28 protein-coding genes are annotated in these 23,326 nt (G+C 67.3%); 26 read left to right on the top strand and 2 right to left on the bottom strand.

What is annotated here, in order from left to right; genetic code table 11:
- Window position 1: 1 nt before the first annotated feature.
- The 7 genes from DEIGR_RS18980 to DEIGR_RS19010 all read left to right on the top strand — a co-directional run bounded on the left by DEIGR_RS18980 (window position 2) and on the right by DEIGR_RS19010 (window position 3,134).
- Window positions 2-409 carry a hypothetical protein gene (locus DEIGR_RS18980; RefSeq protein WP_058980050.1) on the top strand — a complete coding sequence of 136 codons (408 nt, stop codon included), beginning with the start codon at window positions 2-4 and terminating at the stop codon, window positions 407-409.
- Window positions 406-783, top strand: coding sequence for a hypothetical protein (locus DEIGR_RS18985; RefSeq protein WP_058980053.1), 378 nt, complete (start codon window positions 406-408; stop codon window positions 781-783). The genes DEIGR_RS18980 and DEIGR_RS18985 overlap by 4 nt, the downstream gene beginning before the upstream one ends.
- A 13-nt stretch (window positions 784-796) precedes the next feature.
- A complete protein-coding gene (locus DEIGR_RS18990) occupies window positions 797-1,273 on the top strand; it encodes a hypothetical protein (RefSeq protein WP_058980054.1) in 477 nt (158 codons plus the stop codon).
- On the top strand, window positions 1,270-1,509 hold the full coding sequence (locus tag DEIGR_RS18995; protein ID WP_058980057.1) for a hypothetical protein: 240 nt from the start codon (window positions 1,270-1,272) through the stop codon (window positions 1,507-1,509). The genes DEIGR_RS18990 and DEIGR_RS18995 overlap by 4 nt, the downstream gene beginning before the upstream one ends.
- Window positions 1,506-2,183, top strand: a complete 678-nt coding sequence (locus DEIGR_RS19000) for a hypothetical protein (protein WP_058980059.1) — start codon at window positions 1,506-1,508, stop codon at window positions 2,181-2,183. The genes DEIGR_RS18995 and DEIGR_RS19000 overlap by 4 nt, the downstream gene beginning before the upstream one ends.
- Window positions 2,184-2,263: 80 nt before the next feature.
- Window positions 2,264-2,581, top strand: a complete 318-nt coding sequence (locus DEIGR_RS19005) for a hypothetical protein (RefSeq protein WP_058980061.1) — start codon at window positions 2,264-2,266, stop codon at window positions 2,579-2,581.
- Window positions 2,582-2,804: 223 nt separating this feature from the next.
- Window positions 2,805-3,134 (top strand): hypothetical protein, encoded by a 330-nt coding sequence (locus DEIGR_RS19010; protein WP_153013978.1) that lies wholly within the window; start codon window positions 2,805-2,807, stop codon window positions 3,132-3,134.
- A 19-nt stretch (window positions 3,135-3,153) separates the two neighbouring features.
- Here the strand turns inward: DEIGR_RS19010 and DEIGR_RS19015 are convergent, their stop codons facing one another.
- Window positions 3,154-3,357, bottom strand: coding sequence for a helix-turn-helix domain-containing protein (locus tag DEIGR_RS19015; RefSeq protein ID WP_058980067.1), 204 nt, complete (start codon window positions 3,355-3,357; stop codon window positions 3,154-3,156).
- Between the two features lie 132 nt (window positions 3,358-3,489).
- Here DEIGR_RS19015 and DEIGR_RS19020 point away from each other — a divergent pair, with 132 nt between their 5' ends.
- The 11 genes from DEIGR_RS19020 (at window position 3,490) to DEIGR_RS19060 (ending at window position 18,304) form a co-directional block, all read left to right on the top strand.
- Window positions 3,490-3,798 carry a hypothetical protein gene (locus tag DEIGR_RS19020; RefSeq protein ID WP_058980069.1) on the top strand — a complete coding sequence of 103 codons (309 nt, stop codon included), beginning with the start codon at window positions 3,490-3,492 and terminating at the stop codon, window positions 3,796-3,798.
- Complete coding sequence (locus DEIGR_RS19025; RefSeq protein WP_058980072.1) at window positions 3,798-4,118, top strand: hypothetical protein; 321 nt, start codon at window positions 3,798-3,800, stop codon at window positions 4,116-4,118. The genes DEIGR_RS19020 and DEIGR_RS19025 overlap by 1 nt, the downstream gene beginning before the upstream one ends.
- The gene (locus DEIGR_RS21665; protein WP_083524340.1) at window positions 4,118-4,441 is read left to right on the top strand and encodes an HNH endonuclease; all 324 of its coding nucleotides are present in this window, start codon (window positions 4,118-4,120) and stop codon (window positions 4,439-4,441) included. Before DEIGR_RS19025 ends, DEIGR_RS21665 begins: the two co-directional genes overlap by 1 nt.
- Window positions 4,431-5,447, top strand: a complete 1,017-nt coding sequence (locus DEIGR_RS20130) for a GIY-YIG nuclease family protein (RefSeq protein ID WP_160329978.1) — start codon at window positions 4,431-4,433, stop codon at window positions 5,445-5,447. The genes DEIGR_RS21665 and DEIGR_RS20130 overlap by 11 nt, the downstream gene beginning before the upstream one ends.
- Before the next feature lie 8 nt (window positions 5,448-5,455).
- A complete protein-coding gene (locus tag DEIGR_RS19030) occupies window positions 5,456-5,764 on the top strand; it encodes an NINE protein (protein ID WP_058980074.1) in 309 nt (102 codons plus the stop codon).
- A 75-nt stretch (window positions 5,765-5,839) separates the two neighbouring features.
- Complete coding sequence (locus tag DEIGR_RS19035) at window positions 5,840-13,084, top strand: phage tail tape measure protein (protein WP_058980075.1); 7,245 nt, start codon at window positions 5,840-5,842, stop codon at window positions 13,082-13,084.
- A 14-nt stretch (window positions 13,085-13,098) separates the two neighbouring features.
- Window positions 13,099-14,799, top strand: coding sequence for a hypothetical protein (locus DEIGR_RS19040; protein WP_058980077.1), 1,701 nt, complete (start codon window positions 13,099-13,101; stop codon window positions 14,797-14,799).
- Entirely contained in the window at window positions 14,796-15,221 is a 426-nt protein-coding gene (locus DEIGR_RS19045; RefSeq protein WP_058980079.1) for a hypothetical protein, read from the top strand. The genes DEIGR_RS19040 and DEIGR_RS19045 overlap by 4 nt, the downstream gene beginning before the upstream one ends.
- A gap of 10 nt (window positions 15,222-15,231) precedes the next feature.
- Complete coding sequence (locus DEIGR_RS19050) at window positions 15,232-15,567, top strand: hypothetical protein (RefSeq protein ID WP_058980081.1); 336 nt, start codon at window positions 15,232-15,234, stop codon at window positions 15,565-15,567.
- Complete coding sequence (locus DEIGR_RS19055) at window positions 15,564-17,477, top strand: SGNH/GDSL hydrolase family protein (protein ID WP_058980083.1); 1,914 nt, start codon at window positions 15,564-15,566, stop codon at window positions 17,475-17,477. The genes DEIGR_RS19050 and DEIGR_RS19055 overlap by 4 nt, the downstream gene beginning before the upstream one ends.
- Window positions 17,477-18,304, top strand: coding sequence for a hypothetical protein (locus DEIGR_RS19060; RefSeq protein ID WP_058980085.1), 828 nt, complete (start codon window positions 17,477-17,479; stop codon window positions 18,302-18,304). Before DEIGR_RS19055 ends, DEIGR_RS19060 begins: the two co-directional genes overlap by 1 nt.
- A 351-nt stretch (window positions 18,305-18,655) precedes the next feature.
- On the opposite strand, the gene DEIGR_RS19065 is transcribed toward DEIGR_RS19060, so the two are convergent.
- Entirely contained in the window at window positions 18,656-18,874 is a 219-nt protein-coding gene (locus DEIGR_RS19065) for a helix-turn-helix transcriptional regulator (RefSeq protein ID WP_058980088.1), read from the bottom strand.
- 158 nt (window positions 18,875-19,032) lie between these two features.
- Here DEIGR_RS19065 and DEIGR_RS19070 point away from each other — a divergent pair, with 158 nt between their 5' ends.
- From DEIGR_RS19070 to DEIGR_RS19105, 8 genes are all read left to right on the top strand, one after another.
- Window positions 19,033-19,503: a hypothetical protein gene (locus tag DEIGR_RS19070; RefSeq protein WP_058980090.1), complete on the top strand. Its 471-nt coding sequence runs from the start codon at window positions 19,033-19,035 to the stop codon at window positions 19,501-19,503.
- Window positions 19,504-19,578: 75 nt separating this feature from the next.
- Window positions 19,579-19,908, top strand: a complete 330-nt coding sequence (locus DEIGR_RS19075; protein WP_058980092.1) for a hypothetical protein — start codon at window positions 19,579-19,581, stop codon at window positions 19,906-19,908.
- Window positions 19,909-20,373, top strand: a complete 465-nt coding sequence (locus DEIGR_RS19080; protein ID WP_058980094.1) for a hypothetical protein — start codon at window positions 19,909-19,911, stop codon at window positions 20,371-20,373.
- Entirely contained in the window at window positions 20,366-20,878 is a 513-nt protein-coding gene (locus DEIGR_RS19085; protein WP_058980095.1) for a hypothetical protein, read from the top strand. The genes DEIGR_RS19080 and DEIGR_RS19085 overlap by 8 nt, the downstream gene beginning before the upstream one ends.
- A complete protein-coding gene (locus DEIGR_RS19090; RefSeq protein WP_058980098.1) occupies window positions 20,871-21,578 on the top strand; it encodes a glycoside hydrolase family 19 protein in 708 nt (235 codons plus the stop codon). The genes DEIGR_RS19085 and DEIGR_RS19090 overlap by 8 nt, the downstream gene beginning before the upstream one ends.
- On the top strand, window positions 21,575-21,826 hold the full coding sequence (locus tag DEIGR_RS19095) for a DUF6527 family protein (protein ID WP_058980100.1): 252 nt from the start codon (window positions 21,575-21,577) through the stop codon (window positions 21,824-21,826). The genes DEIGR_RS19090 and DEIGR_RS19095 overlap by 4 nt, the downstream gene beginning before the upstream one ends.
- A gap of 217 nt (window positions 21,827-22,043) precedes the next feature.
- Entirely contained in the window at window positions 22,044-22,766 is a 723-nt protein-coding gene (locus DEIGR_RS19100; protein WP_058980102.1) for a hypothetical protein, read from the top strand.
- Entirely contained in the window at window positions 22,763-23,152 is a 390-nt protein-coding gene (locus DEIGR_RS19105; protein ID WP_058980104.1) for a hypothetical protein, read from the top strand. The genes DEIGR_RS19100 and DEIGR_RS19105 overlap by 4 nt, the downstream gene beginning before the upstream one ends.
- Window positions 23,153-23,326 lie beyond the last annotated feature (174 nt).

The following is a 23,326-nucleotide window of genomic DNA, read 5'->3' on the forward strand; positions in this document are numbered from 1 at the left end:
CGTGGGCGCCCGCGTGATCATCGACCTGCGGGACCTCAACCGGCGCGCCCGCGTGGCCACCAAGGGCACCGCAGAGCGCGTCGGCCGCCGCGCGGACATCCTCATCAACGCCCGCAGCTGGACGTGGCCCGGCACCACCCTCCGCGCCAACGGCAGCGTCGCCGGCACGAAACGCAACATCGTCGACACCAGCACCCTCCGGAACAGCCGCCGCGACCCCGTGCTGAACGACGCGCGCAGCGGGTACAGCGCCCGCCTCACCTGGGGCGCCTCACACGCCGCCGCCGTATTCCTCGGCGCGATGTTCCGGAAGCGCCGGTACGTCATGCCCGCCCGCAACGCGCCCCTCGCGGCCGTGAAGCGAGGCACCCTCCAGGACTTCGCCCGGGCGTGGCAGGAGGCCGAGTGAGACAGCTCACCCTCCAGGAACTCCGCGACACGCTCGAAGGGACCCTCACCCGCTGGGGCGTGCCACTCGGCACGTACACCCTCCCCGGCGGCGCCCAGGCCCCCGCCCTGTGGGTCGGCGACGTGCCCGAAGGCACCACCGTCACCGGCCTGGAAGTCCTCATTCCGGCCACGCCGGAACAGGACGTCATCCAGGTCATGGCGGGCGTCATCACCATCGACCGCTACCCCGTCCGGCTCGTCAGTCACGACGGGCAGCCCATCAAAACCGCGCTGAACGCCGTGTACCACGCCTTCAAAACCATCACCGACGTGAACGCCCTGCCCGCCACCAGCGACTACCCCGAACAGGTCGTCGTGACCATCACCCCCTGAGGAGAGAACCACCATGGGATACACCCCCGCAGAACTGCTGTCCAAAGTCACGCTCGGCCGTGAAAGCCTCTTCCGCGTCGCCCCGCTCGGCGTGAACGGCGCCATGCCCGCCGCCGCCGCCTACAAGGAACTGTGCCTCGCCAGCGAAGTCACCGTCGGCTTCGAAAACCAGACGATCTCCTTCGCGAACTTCTGCAGCGGCGGCACCAACATCGACATCCCCTTCGGCGAGACCGGCACCGTCGACCTCAGCGAAATGCAGTGGATCGCCGACGACGAGGCCCTCGTCATCATGGAAACCGCCGCGCGCGACAAGGAAGCCATCGCGTACGAATTCATGCCCGAAGGCGCCGGCGCCGGCAAGGTCGTGTACCGCGGCGTCATGAACGTCAACAGCTGGAAGGTCAAAGCGGCCGCCGCTGGCCTCGTCACCGTCGAGAACCCCACCCTCACCAGCCCCGGCAAGCCCGAGAAGGCCACCCAGGTGTGATCTGGCGCGACCGCTGGGACGGCACGCCCAGCGTCGTCGCCATCACCGTGCAGGGCGAGGAGAACGGCGAACTCGACGCCGTCATCCTCGCCCTGCGCCTCGACACGCTCCCCCGCACCCCCGTCCCCCTCACCAACGAGCATGGCCAGACCCTGCGCGCCACGCTGCCGCAGGGCCTGGATCCGTTCAGCATCAACCCCCGCCAGACCCTGACCGTGGAGGTCACCCACAAATGAAGAACATCAAATTCGCATTCGGCACCGGCACCCGCAAGACCCTCCCCTTCGAGATCGGCGGCGTGACCTTCTTCAGCCGCCCCCTCACCAGCCGCGAGGAACTCGAACTCGCGGACCTCGGCGACCGCTACGACCTCGAAAACGAGAACGCCCCCATCAGCACGTACCTCGAAGAGCAGGCCCAGGTGCTCGCCACCCTGCTCGCCACCCGCGCGAACGGCCAGGCAGTCGATCCCGGATGGATGCTCGACCACCTCGGCGTGCAGAACATGACCGCCATGCTGGCCTTCCTCCGCACCGGCGAACGCCCGCATGAAACGCTCAACCTCAAACCCTGGACGGACGAACCCCTCACCATCGAGGGACGCCCGTTCACCATGCGCCCCCTCACGTTCCGGGAGCAGGCGCGCCTCGCGGCCTTCCCGCAGGACGGCAGCAGCCGCGCCATCACTGAATTCACCGCCGCGCACCTCGCGGAACTCCTCAACGTGCGCGCCCTCCCCAGTGACAACCCCGACCAGGACCAGCAGGCTGTCACCGCCAACTGGCTCCTCGACCACCTCGGCGCCGCCGAACTCCAGCAGATCCTCACGCTGATCCAGAACGGCCCAAACGCCGACGGGGCGGAGACGGAGGACCCGCCCAGCGAGGCGGCCGCGTCGACGCCCTCCTGAGCGTCCTGGCCGAATACGCCCGCGCGTACCACGTCCCGCATCTCGACGCGGTCCTCGACGAACCCCACTGCCTGAAAGAGGTGCTCGTCGAGCAGCACCGCCTGCACCGCTTCCTGGAACTGCGGCCCGTGTACGACCACATGGTCGCGCACCTCAACAGCAACGGCGGCAAGAGCGACAGCGGCAAGAAAACCCCCCGCAGCAAACTGTTCACGCTGGAGGACGTCATGCCTGCCATGCTCATCCCGCCCGAACTGCGGGGCGTGCAGTTCACTCGCGAGGAAGCTCAGGCGATCGTCGCGGCGTTCCCGCACCTGCGCGGCGCCGGATGGGTCCTGAACGCCCTCGTGAACCGCGTCATCAGCGCCGAGAAGCTCGAAGCGCTCGCCAACACCTGAAGCCCGCTGGTCCCGTCGCGCTTGCGCCGGTTAAAAACCCAGCGGCCTCCACAGCTCCCGAGCGTCCCCTGCTGGACTTGTGCCACGTCCGGTAGGGGAGAGCGGGTACGGTAAGTACCCTTTCGTGGCGCTGGCCATTGCGGCCCAGGAAGTCAAAGTGAGCGATTCAGTAGGTGTTTGTCCGGTTTGCGAGTACTGGGACGGGGATCACGCGCCGGAGTGCGTGATCAGCCGCCTGCGGGACTTGGGTGTCGAGGGGCGACAGGCGCACCGGCGGGCGCTGCTGCTCGTGACGCTACTGACGGCCGGGGAGGGGATGACCCTCGCCCACCTCGCGGACGTGACCGGTGTGACCCTGGAGGACGTCCGGGACATCGTGCGCGCCCTGTTCACCGAGGGCCTCGCGTACCCCGATTGGAGCGTGGCGGGCAGGGTGCACCTGACGACCGCGCCGCACGTACAGGATGCGTGTCTTGCGGCGGCCGATCTGCTGGGCCTGACGCTCGCGCAGCCCCGCGTGCCGCACTCGCCGCTGCTGAAAGGCTTTAAATGAACCGCATCAAAATCTAGAATCATTTTTTCCGAGGCATGGCGACCAAATCTAATTCCAGCGCATCAAGGATGCGCTGCCAATTTTCAGGAATCCGGCCGCTATGTCCATTGAGCAGGCGAGAGAGGTTGGGAGGCTCAAGGTCGATGCTCTGCGCGAAGTCCTTCTGGGAGATCCCGCGTTCTTTTAGGGCCTTGGCAACGGCCTCGCGGACCTGATCGTTCATTCCTGTCATCGTATCACCGAGATAATCTTATCAATATTTGACAAGATTATCAAGCAGTGATAACCTGATGGCAGCAGAAAAGGGGCCAGCTTCCTACGGCCTCAGCCCCTTCTGCGACCTAGGGAGGTCTGTATGACAGTGTATGGCATCAAGCAGAGCCTGCGGGGCATCTGCTCTAAGTGCGGCGCGCCCGACGGCGTCCGATTCGAGACGAACGTGCTCCTCTGCCCCCGCTGCACCACCGTCCAGGGCACCACCGACGCGGCGGACGATCACCTGGAACGCCTGATCGATTCCGCCCTGCACGCTTTCATGGACGCCTGGGAAGTGAACCCCGTCTTCAGCGCCGCGCCCGCTGCCCTGGCGGACCTCATCGCTGAGAACCTGAACGGCGCCCTGGAACGCGTGCAGGAACAGCGCGAGATGGCAGGTGAGCAGTGATGCCCCGTGGCAAACACTGGAACCCCAGCCTGATCGAACCCTGCCGTGGCTGCGGCCAGCGCGAAGGGCGCCCCGTTCAGAGTGCTAACGGTTACCTCTGCTCGACCTGCCATCAGGACGAGATCAACTACAGCGCCGCCAAAGCGGAGATCACCGAAGCACTGTCCCCAATCCTGAACGAACTGCTGGACGTGTGGGAAGACAACCCCACCATGCGCCGCGACCACGCCAGCCTGAACGAGCTGTTCTCCGAGGGCCTGGCGCAGATTGGCGCGCAGATTCTCCTCGAACGCGCCGCCCGCAGGCCCCGTAGGCGCTGATGTACCGGAGCGGCGATGCGTACAAGTCCAAGCATCGCCGCCGCGCCAAGGCAGTCGGCGCGCGCGGCAGCTTCGACAAGTGGGACGTCAGCATCCGCCTGGCTAAGCAGCGCGGACGGTGCCACTACTGTGGGGAAAGACTCGACACCCACGGGCCCAACAAATTCCAGGCGGACCACTGGATACCGCTCAGCCGAGGAGGAACGAACTATGCCGTCAACATCGTCTGCGCCTGCCCCGGCTGCAACCTCGCCAAAGGCGACAAGCTCCCGTGGGAATTCCGGCCAGCCCGCTGGGACCCAGGAGCGCGGCGTGACGACTGAAATGAAGACCTGCACCGTCTGCGCGGAACAGCTCCCGGCAACCCGGGAGTATTTCTACGCTGACAAGAAACCAGGCAGTCTGCGGGCACGGTGTAAGGCCTGTGAAGTGGCGAGACAGATGGTTACGTATCGCAAGAAGAACCCGCCACGCCTGAATGTTCCTGCAACGGCAAAGGCGTGCACCAAGTGCAAAGTTGAGAAGGCCTTGGACGATTTCCCGCGCAGCAAGCGCATGCGAGACGGACATTGCTCCTGGTGCAAAACGTGCCATGCACAGGCGGATAAGGCTCGCAAAACGAAAATGGCGCCCGAACAGAAGCAAGAGCGGCAGCGGGCCCGGTGGGCCAACCGGAAACTCGCTCTTCAGCAGCGACGCCGTGAGGGTGTAATTCCCGATCTGCGCGTGGACAAGAAGAAGCGAAGTGAGACTCTCGATCTGATCGGTCACGTCCCTTTCGGGGTCGCCGGGATCTACAGCATCACCAACCGTCTCACAGGGCAGGTCTACGTCGGCAGCGCTCTGTGCGTCAGGGGGCGCTGGGCGACCCACATCTGGAGACTGCGCCGGGGCAATCATCATTCCAGGCGTCTGCAAGGCGCGTGGACGCGTGACGGTGAGACTCAATTCGCCTTTGCCCTACTTGAGCAAGTGACAGCTGAACAGCATCTCCTGACCATCGAGCAGGCCTGGATTAACTTCCTGCGTGCATATGCGCCGCGAGGTGGGTACAACACCAGCCCACTGGCGGGCAGCACGAGGGGAATCAAGAAAACACCAGACCAAATCGAACGGCACCGTCAGCAGATGCACGAGTCAGCCCACCCTTACTTCGTGAAGCATCCTGATGGACGCACTGAACTCGTCCCCAACATTGGATTATTCGCGCAGGCGAATGGCCTCAGCGCGAGCAATCTTCGTCGTGTTGGCGCGGGGCAGCAGGCCATGCACAAAGGCTACTGGTGCCGCAAGGCAACTGAGCAGGAACGGCGATCATTCTTGGCATAGGCTGCGGCATGACCCAAGATCAGAATCTGGCACTGGCGCAGCAGATGTACCTTTCGCAGCAGAAGAACGTGACCGTCTACGTTCTTCTGGCACTGCTTTTGGGAGGACTGGGTGTCCACCACTTTTACCTTGGTCGCACTACCCCAGGTCTCTTACATCTGCTGCTCTGCTGGACTCTTGTTCCAAGTGTTCTGGCAGTCGCGCACGCCATCAACGGGCGTAAGGCGGTGCGCGATCGCAACACCGAGATCGCTCGTCACGTCGCGACCACCCTGGGAGCGCCAGTCGATCCGCTGTTGAAAATGGCCATGATCTGACCCTCAAACCGAGATCCACGCCGCCCCGCCCGGGGCGGTTTTCTATTCCACCCCTTTCCCGCTGGAGGTTCCCGCATGTCCACTCGCGTCGGTGCCGCGCACCTCGACCTGACCGTCCTCACCGCCCCCGCCCGGCGCGAACTGACCGCGTTTGCAGCCAATGCCCGCGCGCTGCTCACCGGCCTGTCCCGCCCCGTCAAGATCGAGGTGAAGGCCGACGCGGCCCAGGTGCGCACCCAGGTGGACGCCGTGAAGGCCGAGTTCACGAACCTCCAGAACAGCCTGAAGAACGTCCTGAAGGTCGACGTGAGTGCCCTGAAGAGCGTGATCAGCAAGATCGGTAAGCAGATCACGGACCTGACGGCTCTGGAGACGAAACTCCGCGCCCTGGGGAATGGCGGTAGTGGGGGCGGTGGTACGGGGGCCGGTGGCGGCAGTCCCGGTGTCAACAACCAGTACGCCGCGCAGCTGCGAGGCCTGCAGGCCGATCTGAAGAACAGCGCCCTGAGTACCGCGCAGTTCGAACTGGCCACCCGCAACCTCAAGACCACCATCGACAGTGAAATCGCGTCCCTGCGCGCCGCCGGTCCGCTCACGCAGGCCCAGCAGGCCCGTCTGGACGCCCTGCGCGTCAGTAGCGCCCAGGCCGGAACGGCCCTCAAGGGTCTCGCCGACCAGCAGGCCCGCGCGACCCGTGAAGCTGCCAGGGGTGCCGAGCGCACCCAGGTGGACGGCGTGCGTCGCCTCGCCACGGAACTCCAGAACGCCCAGAGCCGCTACGACCGGGGCGCGCTGAGTCTGCGCGGGTACCTGCGGGAGATGCAGCGCATCCAGGCGGCCGGCAGCGGCATGGCGTCCGGCCTGACCGCCGGGAGTCGCGCCGCGACGGACCTGGAACGCGTGATGGGTGGCCTCAACCGCGCCACGCGCGGATTGAATGATGCTTCCATAACCAAGATTCGGACCGACCTCGCTGCGGCCAGGGCGGAGTTCGAGCGGGCTACGGCGGCGGCGGGAAGGTTTGGCGACAAGCGCGCTGCCATCCAGGCGTACGAGGCGAGCATGCGCAGCCTCGAAACGCGCATCCGAAGCGTTGGTGAACGGGCCACGATCACCGCCCGGCAGACTGGCGAACTGGGCCGCATCAGTACGAACATCCGCAGCAGCCTGAACAGCCTGAACAGTAGTCCCAGTGGTGTAGGTCTCGCGGGTAGCATCATGGCAGCCCTTAAGCAGCTGCCGCAATTCGCTGCCGCCGCCGGGGGCAGCCTGGGTGCAGCAGCAGCGCAGGCAACCTCCCTGAGTGGGGGCCTCATGGCTGCTGGAGGCGCCGCAGCTAAGGTTAACCCCATACTTGCGGCACTCGTTGCGGTTGTCGCTGGTCTCGTCGCAGTGCTGGCAAGCAGTATCGGGCCAGCCGCGCAGTTCCAGCAGACGCTGACCGACATCAAGGCCCTGACCCAGCCGACGACAGCCGAACTGGAGCGTCTACGTCAGGCCACATTCGACGTCGGAAAGCCCCTCGGGGTGGGCGCGCGTGACGCGGCCGCCGCCGTCCTGGAACTGAACAAGGCAGGCCTGTCCGCGAAGGACGCCGTGGGCGGTGGGCTGAAGGGCGCGCTGGATCTTGCTGGGGCTGCGGGAATTAGCGCGGCTGAGGGCGCCACCATCGCCGTGAGCGCCATGACCGCGTTCGGTCTGCAGGCGCAGCAACTGCCGGGCGTCGCCGACGTGTTCGCCAACTTCGCGAACAAAACATTCCTCGGAGCCCAGGACCTGTCCCAGGCGATTGCCGCCGTGGGTCCGGTCGCGCGGGACGCTGGGATCGGCCTCGAGCAGTTCGCCGGGCTGATGGCCACCCTCGCGCAGGGCGGCTTCAAGAACATGAGTGACGCGGGCACGTCACTCAAGACCATGCTGCTGAGCCTCACGGCACCGAGCAGTGAGGCGGCGAAAGCGCTGAGGGCGGTCAATGTCAGCGCCTTCGACAGCAAGGGGCAGACACGACCCCTCAATGCCGTGCTTGCTGATCTGCGCGCCAAGCTTGTGCAGCTCACGCCTGAAGCTCAAAAGGGCGTCCTTAAACAAATTTTTGGTACCGACGCGATTCGGGCCGCGCAAATCCTGCTGCGTGAAGGGCCCCGCGCCATCAACGCCAATACCGAAGCGATGCGGAAACAGGGCGAAGCGGCCCGCGTCGCGAAGGAACGACTCGACTCCCTCCAGGGCGCCGGGAAGCAGTTCGGCGCGGCATTCGAACAGCTGAAAATTCAGATCGGCACGCCGTTCCTCGCGGCGCTGACTGGCATCGTACGGGGCGCCACTGGTGCCGTGAACGCCCTGACCAGCCTGAACGACCAGGCTGCCAAGGGGCAGGGGCCGCTGGCCGGACTGCGTGACCTCGCGCAGGCCCTCGGCAGCACTTTCGGCAGCGTGTTCGCGGGCATTGCGGCCCTGTGGAATTCGCTCCTCGCGCCGGTCTTCCGGGCGCTGGGTGCGGTGGTCGGCGTGGTCCTCCAGGGGATCGTCACCGGCCTGACCGCGTTCTTCAACCTCGCTAGCGCTGTGTTCCAGGGAGTCGGGACGGCCATCCAGGCACTGCTGGGCGTGTTCGGTACGAGCGGAGCGGGCATCCAGTCCAGCGCCACCGGCATGGCCGAGACAGTCGTGCAGGGCAGCGCCATCATGCGCGCCGCGCTCGTCGCGCTGGGCCGCTTCACCGCCACGCTTCCCGAAGTGTTCAAGCTCGCCGGGACGGGCATCGGGACAGTCCTAGGCGGCGTGACCCGTGTCATGCAGGGCTTCGGGCAGGGCGTCCGCGCCGTGTTCGTCGCTGCTGGCGGGTACGTGGGTGCTTTCGCCTCTGCCGTTGGGCGGAATGTCCAGGGCATCGGACTCATCCTGAAAGGCCTCACTGGAATCTTCGGCGCGCTCCTCCTGGCCGTCCGGAACGCGTTCGTCGAGAAGGCCGGAGTGGTCCTTGCAGCGGGCGTACGCCTGTACGGGCAGTTCACAGACGGTGTCGCTAACGTCCTCCAGCAGGGCGCGGCATACTTCTTCCGGTACGTCGTGCAGCCCGTCCAGGCGGGCGCGGACTTCCTCCTGACCGCGTACAACCGCGTAAGCGGCATCGTCGCCGGGGCCGCCACCCGCATCGGTCAGGTGCTCGCCCCGATTGGGAGCGTCCTGAAAGCCCTGGGGCTGAGTATCGGCGACACGCTCGCCGGGGTCGCGAAAGCCGCTGTGGATACGTCTGTGGGCATTGTGGACCGCTTCGCTGGATCGGCGCGCGCGGCATACGAGCGTGCCCAAGCGGCCGCTCAAGCTGCCGCGACCAGCACAGCCTCCAGCACCGCCACTGGTGTCGCCAATGCCCTCACGGGCGCTAGCGGCGCCCTCGGCGATTTCGTGAAAGACAATGGTGCCGGTAGTGCCATGACGGCCGCGCTGGGTGACGTGCAGGCTGGATTCAAGGCGGTCAGTTCTTCCGGCCAGCAGCTTCAAAAGGACATTGCCGGTGTTACGGGCGTCCTCAAGAATGATCTGACTGGGGCAAGTGGGACGGCCGCCGCTGGACTCGGAGAGATCCGAACCGGCGCGCAGCTGACTGGTGCCGCCGTTGATCTTGTGAAGCGCAACGTGCAGGACGCCGTGCAGGGGTTCACGCAGGACGTGAAGACCCTGGGGCAGACGGCGAAAGCTACCGCTGCGGCCGTGGGCACAATCAAACCGCCCGCTGTGATGCCGACGGGCACCAAGACGCTGGATGACATCGGACTTGGTGACGATAAAGGTGGCAAGAAAGGTGGCGCGAAGGGCGCCAAGGGCAACTCGAAAGTCACCGCTGCTGACCTGAATGCCATGGACGAGTACAAACGGCGTCTCGATGGGATGACCCTCGCGGAACTTCGCAACGAGAAGGCCCTTCAGACTCGTCTGGGTAACACCAAGAAGCTCGCTGCTGTTCTCGCCGAGATCAAGCAGAAGGAGGCTGAGGCGACGCGTCAAGTGCAGTTGAGCGGCGCGGCTCTGACGAAGTACAAGGAGGCGTTGCGAGCGAAGAGCGCCGAGCAGCTCAAGGCGCTTGAAGCGGATGCGCGCGCTAAGAACCTCGGGCCACAACTGAACGCCATCCTGGCTGAGCAGAAGCGGCGTACTGAGGCGAAAGCGGCTGCTGATCGGAAGGCCTCACAGGAGGCCCAGAAGCACGCCACCGTCGCGGCCAACCTGCGGCGGGAAGTCGGGCAGCTCAACGACCGCTTCAAGCTCCAGGTGCAGCAGGGCAAAGTTACCGCTGAGAGCCTGCTGGCCTATCGTCAGGCGCTGGCTGACGCGAAGGCCAAAGTCGACCAGTTGCCGCCCGCTTTACGGGCCAGCGTGACCGCCCTGGTGACGCAAGGTCAAACCCTGGCCGCTCAAGGCCAGACGCTCGTCAACCACCGCAGCGAAGTTGAGAAGCTCCGAGCGGAAGTTGATAAGTGGACCCTGGCTGCGCTGGAGAACGCCCGCGCCCGGGTCATGGCCAACGGCGGCGACAAAGACAAGCTGGCGCTGCTGGACGCCGAGATTGCCAAGCGTAAACAGCTCAGTGACGCTCAGGCCGCGCAAGTCCTGACCGAAAGCCAACTCTCCCAGGCGACTGCCAACCAGGAAGGCGCGGAAGGCGAGTACGAGAATCGAAAGGCCGCAGCTAAGGGCAACCTGTCGGAACTGCTCGCCATCGAAATCCAACTCGGACAGAAGGTGCAGGCCGCTCGTGATAAGGCCGCACGGGCCGCAGCGGCGAATGAAGAGCGACAGATCCGGGAGAGGTACGGCAAGCTGCTTGGTCTTGAGGGGCTGACGGCTCAGCGACGGAAGGAACTGGAAAGCGCGCGTGACCGTGAGCTGACGGCCAATGGGACTCGTCTGACCAACGCCCTGGCGAAGAACGCGACGGACCGCGCCGTGGCGGAAGAGGACGCCCGCCGCAACCTGAACGCCACACTGGAAGGCCTGGACCGCGAAGTGGCGGGGCGTATCAGAGCGAACCTGCTCGCCGACCTCGAACAGCGCACCCGCGACGTCGAGGCGCAGCAGCAGGAGGAGCTGGACGCCGAGGGGCTCACCGAGGCGCAGAAGCTGGAGATCCGCAAGCGGTTCCAGCCACAGCTGCTTGCCGCCAAGCAATCCGAATTGGACCAGGTGCGCGCGATCGAGGAAGTTGGTGAGCAGGAACGGTACCGCGCGGCTCTTGCCGAGGCGGAGCAGCAGGGCATTCTCGATCAACGTCGTCTTCAGGCTGATGGGTCGTACCTCACGGTACGTCAACTGCTGGAGAAAGATCACCGCGCCGAAATGGACCGTATCGGTCGCGAGGCTCAGCGGTCGCTGCGTGACTACGAGCTGGAGGTTAAGCGTGATACCGGCAGGCAGATTGTCGCCGCCGACAAGGAGACCAGCGCTCAGCTGAAGGACGAGGCTGATGACCGCATTCAGGCACTGGAAGACAATCTTGACGACCAGAGTGCCGCGCAGCGCGCGGCAGCCCGGACGGTGCTCCAAGCGTGGCGGGTCACCTACGCTGCAATGGGTAAGAGCGGCGAGGAGGCCGTCAAACAGATCGACGCGGCGCTGAGGAAGCTCGACGCCATCTCAGTGAAAATTCGCCAGAATGCCGGAGCGCTCGTTGAAGATCCTGCCGCACTGCTGTCGTCTGGCGCGAAGGATGTCGCCGCTGTTGGTAAGCCGGATGATGCTGACAGCGCGCGGGCCAAGGCTGAATCTCAGTTCGATCAGTTGGCGGAGACCTACTCGGCCAAGCTTGCCGTACTGAAAGACGCCCTGGCGGCGTTTGCTGAGAAGAAGGACCAGGACCTCACTCCGAATGAGCGCCTAGTTCGTGATGGGCTGCTTGCCACCCAGGCGGCGTACACCACTCTGCTCAGCAACGTGAGAGCTGCGGCGGCCAAGGCCGGAGCGGATGCCGCTCAGGCCTTCACTCAGGCTCAGAAGGACCAGGCAGCCGAGAGCGCCCTGGCACTCGTCGAAGCCCAGCATGCCCTGGCGGAAGCGGAAGGTCGGGACGATGGACCGGCCTACAAAGCAGGCATCGCGGTGGCCCTGGCCTACTGGCGCGGCCGTCTGGCTGGACTGAAGGCGGCCGCGCAGGAAGGTACGCCCGAGTACCTGAACGTCCTGAAGACCATCACCGACCTGGAAGGGAAGATCGCGGCGACCGGCAACCCCGTCGGGGACCGCCTCAGCATGCTCGCCGGACTGATCGGGAAGGGCGGGAAACTCCAGGGCACCATCAGCGCCGGACTGGACGGACTGGCCGCGTACCTGAAGAACGGAGGTGGCAAGGGCGGCCTGATCGCCGGGGCGCAGGCCCTGGTCAGCGGACTCGCCGGAGTGTTCAAGACCGGAGACGAGGACATCGATAAGGTCATCGACACGTTCGTCAGTGGTGTGCAGGCCACGCTGGGCGCCCTCGCGAAGGGCGACTGGATCGGCGCGCTCATCGCCGGGGTGACCACGGTCGTCACCACCATCATCGACATCTTCACCGGCGGCGCGAACAGCGCCAAGAAAGCCGCGCAGCAGATCAGCGACGCCACGAAGGACGTGAAGTTCTTCGACCTCAGCAAGTACGCGAAGGTCGAGTCGCGCGGAGGGTTCTGGGGGTTCCTGGGCTTCAAGAAAGCCTCGATCGACCAGGAAGCCGTGGACATCGCCAAGAGTCTCGGCGACGCGCTGTACAGCGCCATCAGCGGCGCGATGCTCAAGGGCATCAAGGAAGGGAAACGGTCCTTCGGTGAACTCGGCCTGGACGTCCGCGAAGGCCTCGGCCAGCAGATCCTCCAGGGTCTGATCGACGGGTTCCTCAAGGGCGCGATCATGCAGGGCATCCTGCAGCCGTTCCTCGACAAGTACATCGCCGCCATGAAAAGCGGGAACGCCCAGGCGCTCGCGGAAGCCGCGAACGGCCTCCAGGGTGCCATCGCGCAGGGGAACAGCGCCCTCGCGCAGTTCTACGAGACCGTCCTCGTGCCCGCCGCCGAGCAGATGGGGCAGTTCGGCACGGACGGCCAGAGCGCCGGCGGGACCGGCAGCGCCGCCCTCGACCTCGGACTGGCCGCCGCGCCCGCCGCCGTGGCCGCCGCACCCGCGTACATGGTCGAGCACACGACTGCGCTGACGGAACTGACTCCCGTCCTCCGTGACGTCACGCGAGTCTTCGGACGCCTTGCCGATGACGGCCTGCACGTCGAGGCGGAAAGCACCGTCACCGTCAACGCACCCACCAGCGACCTGCGCGCATACGCCACCCGCTCCTGAATCACGGAGGTGCCATGACCTGGACCCTGGATATCCTGAATCCGGACGGCTCCCCCCGCGCTGCCCGCTCCGACGCCGCTCCCAGCGGCGTCTGGGACGGGTTCGTGTGGAAATGGAGCCGGTACGGGGACTGCCTCACCCTGAACTTCGACGCGGTCATGCCGGACCTTGGCGTCCGCAACCGCGACATTCTCGCCCTCGCCATCGACGGCGTGCCCGTCTTCAAAGGGCCCGTCGTGGAGGCGCCCCACCCGCGCGACCCCCGGCGCGGCACCGTGAACGCCATCGGGTGCAGCGCCCTGCTGTACCGCCGCGTGATCGGGCAGGACAGCTACCAGAACGTGGACGTCGCCGTGATCGTCCGGGACCTCATTCAGAAGTACCGGCACCCGGCCATCACGTACAACCCGGCGCTGATCCCGGACACCGGGAAGATCCTCACGTCCTTCCGGATGCCCTGGCGGCCGCTCGGGAAGGCGCTGGAACTGCTCGCCAAGACCGTCGCCGGGGAGAACGGCGTGCCGTTCGGGGTGCTGCCCAGCGGGGAGTTCTTCTTCGGGGCGGACCAGACGCCCAGCGTGCCCATCCCGTACAGCGCCGTGAGCGGCCTGAAATACCTGCGGGTCAGCGGGGACGAGGTGATCACCAGCAACTACATGGTGTTCCTCACGCGGCCCGCCGGAACGCCGTACAGCCGCGTCGAGCAGTACCGGAAGGTCACCACGCGCGACAGTGGCGGCGCCGTGACTGACGTGCGTGAGGAGCCGCAGTACACGTACGTGCCCGCCACGTACATCTACCGCGCGGACGACCCGGACGCCGCGCTGTACGGCCTGGAAACCGCGACGCTCGTCCCGGGCGGCGCGGACATCTTCAGTCCGGTCCCGAACGCCAGCCTCACTGCGAACGGCACCAACCTCACCAACCCCGGGAACGTCCTCGACGGTGACACGGCCACGTTCGCCGCTCACGCGGACGGCGCGTACTTCAGTGAGTTCGTTCTGCAGCAGGCGGCAGGGCTGGCCGCACCACAGATCACCGGCTTCCGCGCTCGCTACCGCCTGCAGGGCGGCACCGGCATCCCCGGGCTGCGCGTCACCATGTGGATCACGTACGACTTCCAGGTCGTCGAACCCCAACCGGGCGGCGGCAGCATCACCCGCGAGTACCGCACGCGCTTCTACTGGGACCTTCCCGACACCAGCGAGGGACCCATCGAGGTGGTCGGCGTGATGCCCCTCCCCGCCGACCTGCTTGGCATCGTCCACCCCGGCTCATTCACGCCCACCGACCCGACGTTCCTGAAGACGGAAATCTACGTGACCGTCCGCCAGTCCGAATCCGTGAACACACCCATCCCGGCCGACACGTTCCGCCTGTACGACATTCAACCGCTCGGCCTGGACTTCGAGAAGCTCGACACCATCGCCCGCAAGGCCCTCAGTCCGCCCGTGCAGGAACCCACCGAGTTCACCCTCCCGTACCTGCTGAGCGTCACGCCGACCGTCACCCTCACCGGCCTGCCCGGCGGGGATCAGACGGGCGACGTGGTCGAACTCGAAGGGCGGCACGACGGCAAGGCCCTGCGGAGCACCACCGTGAAACTCGAACAGCCCGGCGCGAGCGAAAGCGCCCGCATCATCCGCCTCGTCGCGAAGGAACGCGCCGCCGACGCGCAGGACGACCTGCGCGCGTTCCTGGAGGGACCCGTGTGACCACGTACCCCATGACCATCACCCTCAGCGTCGGGCAACCCCTCGTGTTCAACGTCGTCGAACCGCAACCCAGCGACATCGAGTACGCCGACGAGGTCGGCCGCGCCGTGGAGAGCGACCAGCAGCAGGTCAGCGGCGACGGGCAGCAGGAACCCCGCTGGCTGAAGTTCGACACGTGGATCACGACCGGCCCGCGCCCCAGCGACCGCGGCGCCGCGATCGGCACCCTGAAGGCCGCGCTGCGGTTCGCGGTCCGCGCCGAGATCGACGGACTCCGCTACGACATCACCCGCATCCGCCTCGTCGCGCACGCCCCCAGCGGCAACGGGTACCGCGTGAGCCTGCGCATGATCGGCCCCCGCCCCGACTTCTACTCCGTGGACGCCAATGGCGCGTTCGTCGCGTACGCCCCCCTCTGGTGAAAGGAAACTCATGACTGCACCCCCCACAGACCGGGAGATCCTCCTGGCCCTGAACGACCGCATGAATACCCTGGAAACCGACGTCCGAGCCGCCATCGCGCGGCTCGACGCGTTCCTGGCCGACCCACCCCCCGGGCCGCGCGGCCACCGGGGAGCCCAGGGCGCCACGGGTCCCGCCGGGCCAGCCGGACCTGCCCCTGACCTGACCGAGCTGAACGCCGCGCTGCAGGACGCCCAGGCGTTCCTTAACGGCGCGCAGGCGCAGATGACGAACCTCGTGAACGAAACCGAAGCCCGCGCCGAACGGGCCATCGCGTCCATGCGGATCCTGAAGGAGCCCCGATGAAAGCCAAAGTCACCGGCAAGAGTGCCTGGCAGGGCGTCCCGGACGACGGGTACCTGAACATCCACATCATCGGTGATCGCTGGGCCGACGCGCACGGCAACGCCACCGTTTCCCGCTACAGCGGCCGCCTCAACCCCGGCAAGACCGGCTTCGGCGACGCGAAGAATCCCGCCGCGGACCTGTACATCCCCGTGCAGGGCCCCGGCGACCCCGATGGTCCCCTCGCCCGCTTCGAGGAGATCCTCGTGTACGGCGGTGAGACCGTCCGCAGTGAGTACACCCGGCGACTCATCGCCACGGACCTCGACGGTCTGATCTTCGACTACGCCGCGCCCGAACCGACCAGCCTTCCGCCGTCGTTCGGGCAGGCCCCGCTGACCATCCAGGCAGCGCAGCAGCTGCTCGACACAGGCACGGCGAAGATCGCACAGGTCGATCAGAAGCTGATTCAGGTGGACGATTCCCTGGCCGATATTGCCCAACATCTCCTGGAAAACACGGTGTACGCCTCGGACAGCGCCGACGACCCGCCCCTGCCGGACCCGTACCGGCCCGGTGTGCGGGGCCGCAAACTCACCGCCAGCGGCAACGTGCTCTACCTCGTGACGGCACCGGCTGAGACGCCCGGCTGGCTGCCCACCCAGGAGCTGCTCAGCGGCGACGCGGTGGCCGCCGTGGAGGCTGCCGCCGCCGACGCCCGGGTAGCCGCCGGGGAGGCCACAGCGGCCATTGGGGGGCTGAGCGGGTACCGGCTCGTTGACGCGCTGGACGGACTCACCGACCGGCGCGGGCGCCGCGTGGTGGCCGGGTACGCGGATGAGCTGGGGCAATCCCCACAGCACATCACCGAGGATGGCCGCACGTGGATGCATGGCGCCGCGGTCGGGGACATGGACGTGCAGCAGGGTGAGCCGGGCAGCGGGATCGCCTGGGCGCTCACCGACCGTGACGAGCGGATGGCGGCCTGGGTCACGGACGCCGGTGAGTTCGGCGCCGCGAGCCTCACGGCCGCCCTGCGCTCCGGTCGGTACACCGTGTGCGTATGCGACGGCGACAGCATGACGCAGGGCCTCGGCAGCAGCCACTTCGCGTTCACGGCCAACGCGGTCGCGTACCCCGGCGGCGGGTACCCCTACGTCCTACAGCAGCACCTGGGAGGCGCCGTGCAGGTCGTGAACCGGGGGAGCTGCAGCGCCCAGGCGTACGACATCGCGGCCCGCACGTACGGCGGCGGCGGTGTGGCCGCCCAGTACGGCGTCGGCGCGCCAGTCGGCGGTACCTACCCGCTGACCGGGCTCAACAACCGTTCGCCGCTGCTCACACCGAACGGCGGCACGCTGTCCCAGCGCGGACGGCTGGGCGAAGTGCTCGGCACGCTCACGCGCGACAACCGCGCCGCCGACTGGCAGAGCAACCGCACCGCGTACTACACGTTTACGCCGGATCCGGGTGAGCCGACCCTCGAAACCAGCGCGACCCCTGCCGCGCCGCGCCGCATCTACACCTGGCACCCCGACCTGGCCCACACGGATCAGCCGCATATCATCTGGGCGGGCCGGAACAACGTCGGGGATCACGCGCAGACCGTGGAGAGCGTCAGGGCGATGCTGTCGGCCCTCGCGCCGGACGTGCCGCGCCTCGTGATCGGGGTGCTGGCCTCGCAGACCGAAACCTGGGGGAACGGGCGCGAGGTCGTCGAGGAGATCAACCGCCAGCTGGCCGAGCTTGCCGGTCCTGCATTCTTCGATCCGAACGAGGTGCTGGGGCGGAATGCGGACGGCACGCTGCGCCTGGACGGCACGCCGAATCCCGCCTGGATGAGCGACACCCTGCACTGCAATGACGCCGGGTACCAGCGCCTCGCTGACGCCCTGTACGCCCGCATCGTGCGGGAAGGATGGTACGACTGATGCCCACGATCATCACGCTGAACAATGTGCAGTTCGACCCTGGCCTGAATCTCCCACTGTTGCCGCTGGACGCGTACGACGGTCCCGGTGTGCTGCTGATCCACGATTACCGACGCGCCCGGTGCCTCGCGCCTGGGGTGCTGACCGAGGGGCAACTCATCACGAACCTGAGTCGGAACGTGACGGCGGGTATCGACGCTGGCGACCTGATCGGGGCGGCGGGCGTCACGCGCGACGGGCAGGGCCTGCGGTTCAGCCGGCCCAACGGTGCGCAGATCAGCGACTGGATCAGGGCGACTGGCCTAGGTGCGCTGCCCCTCCAGAGCGGTGTGGACTGGGTGGCGACGGTGTGGGTGCGTCAGCGCGCAGCGGTCGATTGGCAGGGCGTGATCGGCAGCGCCGGAAACTCGGGGAGCACCGAGACTACAAACAGCTGGGGCCTGTATATCCAGGGCTCTGGTGGCCTCGATCCGTACGGCATCACGGCGCGGGCGTGGACGACAGCGGGGGCACTCGTGCAGTACGGGCTGGACCACCCGCTGCCCGTGGGCGGCCCGGTGGTGCAGCTGGCGTTCGGGATGACGTTCAGCGGCGGCGCAGCAACGATGCACTGGGGGTACAACGGCGGCCTCCAGATCGGTGCGGACGTCGGTGCGTGGCGCGTGCCGCAGTACCCGCTCCAGATCGGCACTGCCGGAACTGATGGGCAGAGCGGGGCGACCATCTACCGCGCGACCCTGGCACAGGTGGGGGCGGGGCGGCGCTACGCCTCGATTGCGGAGGCCGTGGCACGGGATTACGCGCTGGGGGCCGGGCAGTTCGGATGAAGATGAGGCGGCTTGGGGACAACCCAGCCGCCTCCCAGGACGCTTAGAACAGCAGCGCGACTAACATCGCACCGGCAACATACCCGGCCCCGATCCGCGCACCGATCATGACTGCGTACGACATCGTTCCACCCCCCCCTGTGTGTATTTCTCCATCCATTGGTCTGGAGTGCGGCCATGGTTGCGCACGGTCGTGTGGACCCTATGGATCCTGCACTCATCGAGTAGCACACAGAACCGGGCCCGGTATCAGGCCCTGAACACGCAGGAAAACGCCGCGTCCCTCCCCAGGGTCGCGGCGCTTCACTGCGCGGGTTGAGTTCTCCAAACCAGGGCCCCCGCCCGCGCAGCTTACTCGCTGGACGACTCGCGGCGCTCTTTGCGCTTCAGGGTCAGTTCGACGTCGAACTCGTCGAAGATGGCGGGCCACAGCCCGGGCGGCTGCCCCCGGTCCCGCAGCGTGCGGCTCAGGCTCTTCTCGCTGATTCCCAGCTTCGCGGCCAGATCGCGCTGCGTCAGGCCTTTCTGGCGCATCAGGCGCTTGATTTCCGCGCGGATCTCCTCCGTCATGTTCATCAGGGTAGCCTCCGTTCACCGTTTCCTCCGAACCGGTTGAAAAAGTTCTACCAATCCGGTAGAACTTTCATCAAGACGCCCGGTCACACTGCGGGTGTACGTCCCTCGCCCGCCCGAGCACGCCGGGGCGGGGCTTCCCATGGAGGAATCCCATGCTCAAGCGCATCCTGACCACCCTCGCCCTGCCCGTCCTGCTCGCCAGCTGCGGTGGATTCACCGCCCCCGAGCGGGACAACGCCCAGTGGACGACTGAACTGCACGGCGTCAGCATCACCTGGCGCTGGGTGAACCCCGGCGGCCTCGGGCCCGGGCGGGCCGGGCGGGCCATGGTCCTCCCCGGCGGGCAGTCCTGCGTCATCGACCTCGACCCCACCACCATCCGCAACTACCTCACCGAAGTCGCCGCACACGAGGCCGGGCACTGCCTCGCCGCGCGGTACCTGCAGATCGGCGCGGACGTGAACAGCGAGAACCCACACCTGCACGAACTGATGGAGCAGTGGCCGCAGGCGTACGCCGAGAGGTACATGGCCGACTGCGGCCTGAGCCTCGCACCCCTGGGCTGGCGGGACACGCGTGAAGCGACCTGCGCCGCCGCGCCCGACATCGACGACATCAAGTAACGCACCTCACCCCTCGATCCGCCCCGGCTTCGGCCCCGGGGCGGATTCTTCATTCCGGCCGGACGCGAGGTCCCCATGCGCAGGCACATCACCCTGGCCGCCCTGCTCGCCGTGCTCCTCACGGCCGGGCAGGCCGCCCCCACCACGACCGTCTGCGCCGCCCAGGCCCGGACCCAGACCAGCTGGCCCGGCCGGGTCGTGATCGTCACCGCCGCCACCTGCCCCGACGGGGGCCGGGCGTACGTGCGGTTCGTCAGCCGCACCGGCTCCCAACCCGACTCTCCCCCCGGGTACTTCACCCTCAAGCGCGGCCAGACCCTCACGCGGCGCGTGCCGCGCGACTGGTGGGTCGAGTACCGGGACAAGTACCTGCGCTGGACGCGCATCAAGGAGGTGGTCCGCTAGGTGGAAAAACTGCTGATCGTCATGACAGCCAGCACCCTGGCTGCCAACGAACTCACCGGAGCCGCCCTGCCCTTCACGGAAGGGGAACTCTGGAGCCTGCTGTTCGTGCTGATCGCCGCGCTCTTCACGGCTGTCAGCAAGGAGGCCAGCAAGGCCGCGCGCGGTCCGTTCAAACCCGCCCGCTTCTGGGGGAACGTCGGCCTGGGCGTCATGGCGGGCGTGTGTGCGCCCCTGCTGATCGAGTACGTCATGCAGCACTGGACCGGGAAGCCCCTGACTGGCGGGGCCAGCGTCGGCCTGGGCATTCTCGGCGCGTACGCCGGGCGTGACTTCCTGAAGGCCGCGTACAGTGCCCTGCTCGCCGTGGGGCAATTCGCCGCGAAGCTCAAAGGTCTCTCCATCAACTACGACCCGGACAAAGTCCAGCGTCCGAACCGCAAGGAAGGAGGTGGGGACGATGCGTAACGCCCGCCTGACACACCAGCTGCGCCACGTGCGACTCGCCGTCCTGCGCGGCCTGCACGCCGTCCTGCGCGCCCTGCCCCGCGTGGCCGCCATCACCGCCCTCTACGCCCTGGTGATCGCCGGGTACGCCACCAGCGCCTGGCTCGCCGACCTGGGCGACACCGTCCTCGGGCCGCCGGTCGTGCAGGAGGGCCTGCGCGCCCTGATCGTCATGGCCGTCGCCCGGGCGTTTCAGCTGCGCTGGGCGGAACTCACCCCCTGGAGCCGCGCCGGGTGGGGCCTGCTCGCGATCGGCGTGAGCCTGAACCTCGCCCGTGGGCACTTCAGTGAGACCCCACTGACCCTGGCGTTCATGTGTGGCCACGCGGGCCTACTGATCATCACTACCCGCCTCATGGTGGCCGCGCAGCGCGAGCAGCGCCTCGCGGACGCCAACCGAGACCTTCGCCGCCAACTGGCGGACGCCCACGCGCGCATCGCGCACCTGGAGGCATCCCATGATTGACATCACCCCTGACCTGGTGCGGGCCATCAACCCGCGTCACCCCCGCCCGGACGTGGCCGCCCCGAAGATCCAGCGGGCGTTCGAGCAGTTCGGCATCACGACGCGTAACACGGTGGCCATGGCCCTCGGGCAGATCGGGCACGAGTCGGGCCTGATTCCGAGGGAGGAGAATCTGAACTACCGAGCGACGCGGCTGATGCAGGTGTGGCCCAACCGCTTCCCGACGCTGCAGGCGGCGCTGCCGTACCAGTTCAACCCGCAGGCCCTCGGCGACCGGGTGTACGGCGGGCGCATGGGCAACAGCCCCACGGAGGGCTTCCTGTACCGGGGGAGAGGTCCGATCCAGCTGACCGGGAAGAGCAACTACGTCACGTACGGCCGCCTGATCGGCTACGACCTGGTCGCGCAGCCGGACCTGCTCCTGCAGTACGGCGTGGGCTTCCTGGCCGCCGGGGCGTTCTGGCAGGCGCACGGCCTGAACCGCCCCGCTGAGCGCGGCGACGTGCGCGCCGTCACCCGCGCCATCAACGGCGGCACGATCGGCCTGGACGACCGCGAGCGGCTGTACCAGCGGGCCCTGGTGAACGTACCCCGGTACGGGCTGCTCAGCACGGACGCGCCCCTGAACGTGGAAGCGGACGCCGCGGCGGACCTGGATGCCCGGCACGAGCAGCTCACGCGGATCCTGGGCCTGCTGTGACCGTCCGCATGACGCCCGGCGCGCCGTTCCTGGACGGGGCCGCGCCGGGCACCATCCAGGCCGATGCGAGCTGGCACCACTACGTGTGCCCTTGCGGCTGCGCTCAGGTGTACAGCGCCGCGCACGCCGTCGCGGGCGGCAGCGTGGAGACCGGTGACCTGACGCTCACGCCATCGCTCTGGCACAACGGCGAGGGGCAGTGCGGCTGGCATGGCTGGCTCCAGAACGGCGAGTTCCGCAGCGTCTGAGCGCAGCCGCCCCCATTCGTCCCCATTGGAATATTCCGGAATACTTTCTCCGCATTCCACGTGTCAGACGACGTGAGCGACGTTCCGCGTGACGACTTTACTGTTCGCGCGCCCCATTCCACCCATCGATGTCCCCAATCCACCCATGCCCATGGGTGGATTCGTCTTCCCGGCCCCTGCCCTTCGCGGTGGGGGCCGCGCCTTTACGAGGTGTTCCATGACTCGAGTCCTTCGACTGTTCGTTCCCTTCCTCGCGCTGCTGCTGGCCCTGACGGGCGTGGCGGCCGCGCAGGCCTTCGACCTCTCGCCGATCCTGGCTGACCCGATCGGCTGGGCGGTTGCGATGACCACCAACCCGCTGCTGCTGGGCCTGTTCGTGTTCGGCGTGGTCGCCACCGTCAAGCGCGACGCCGAGCGCCGCAAGCCGCCCATCACCTGGAACCCCTGGCTGTGGCGGGGGATCGCGTTCGCGGTGGGCGTCGCATCGAGCGTGCTGCTGCGCATGATCGTCGTGCGCGTCCTGAACCGCGCGGGGGTGTCACTGGACCTCGGAGTGACGCTGCTCAACGGGTTCGCGGCAGGTGTCATCGCCGTGATCGGCCGTGACGGGCTGAAGACGACGCTGGGCTGGCTGGGCCGCAGTGACCTGCTCACGCAGCTGCTCGGCGGATCCGGCAGTGTGGCCGCGCCGGTGACGGTCACGGTGCCTCAGTCGCTGACTGGACTGCCTGCCGTGGCGACGGGGCTGCTGAGCGACCTGATCGCCGAGGTCCTGCGCGAAGCGAAGTTGCTGGCCACGCCGGAGCAGGTGATGCGCGTCGCCGTGGCGCTGGCCCCGGTCGCGCCGGACCTGCTCGACGGCGACGTGCACCTCAGCGCGCAGAACCGCAACCGGGTGCTGCAGGTCATCCTGGACCTGAAGACGGGCGGGCGGCTGTGACGCGACTCCTGGCGGCGCTGCTGGTGCTGCTCACGGCGTGCGCGCCGCTCGTGCAGGTGGCGCAGCCGGACGAGCGGGCCACCCTGACCCGCGCAGGCCTGAGCGTCACGCTGACCAACCCCGGCCCGGACGCCCTGACCGGCGACCCCAGCCGCGCCGGGGACGGCGTCGCGCTGACCGTGCAGGGCGTCGGGCTGGTGCCGGACGCCCAGGCGGCCCAGTGGTGCCGCGCGGCCACGTCGACGAGCTGGGCGTGCACCCTGCCGGATCTGCCGGTCGGTACTTCGCGGCGCGTGACGTTCACCGCCGGGACGCTGCTGGACGCCGCAGCGTTCGGGTACCGGCCTTCACTGGGCGCTCGACCTGTCCTGATTTGGCTTCAATGACTATGGCCCCCACCTTCCCCGGCTTCGGCCCGGGCGGGTGGGGGCCTTTTGTCATTGTCCACAAAACGACGAAAATCCTGTGGACAACTCTGTGGATAACCCGTAATCTCAGCGCACAGACGCATCCTGGCACCCGAGAGAGGAGCCTTGCAGAGTCGCCCCGACCGAGGAAAC

The organism is Deinococcus grandis (assembly GCF_001485435.1).
Lineage (GTDB): Bacteria > Deinococcota > Deinococci > Deinococcales > Deinococcaceae > Deinococcus > Deinococcus grandis.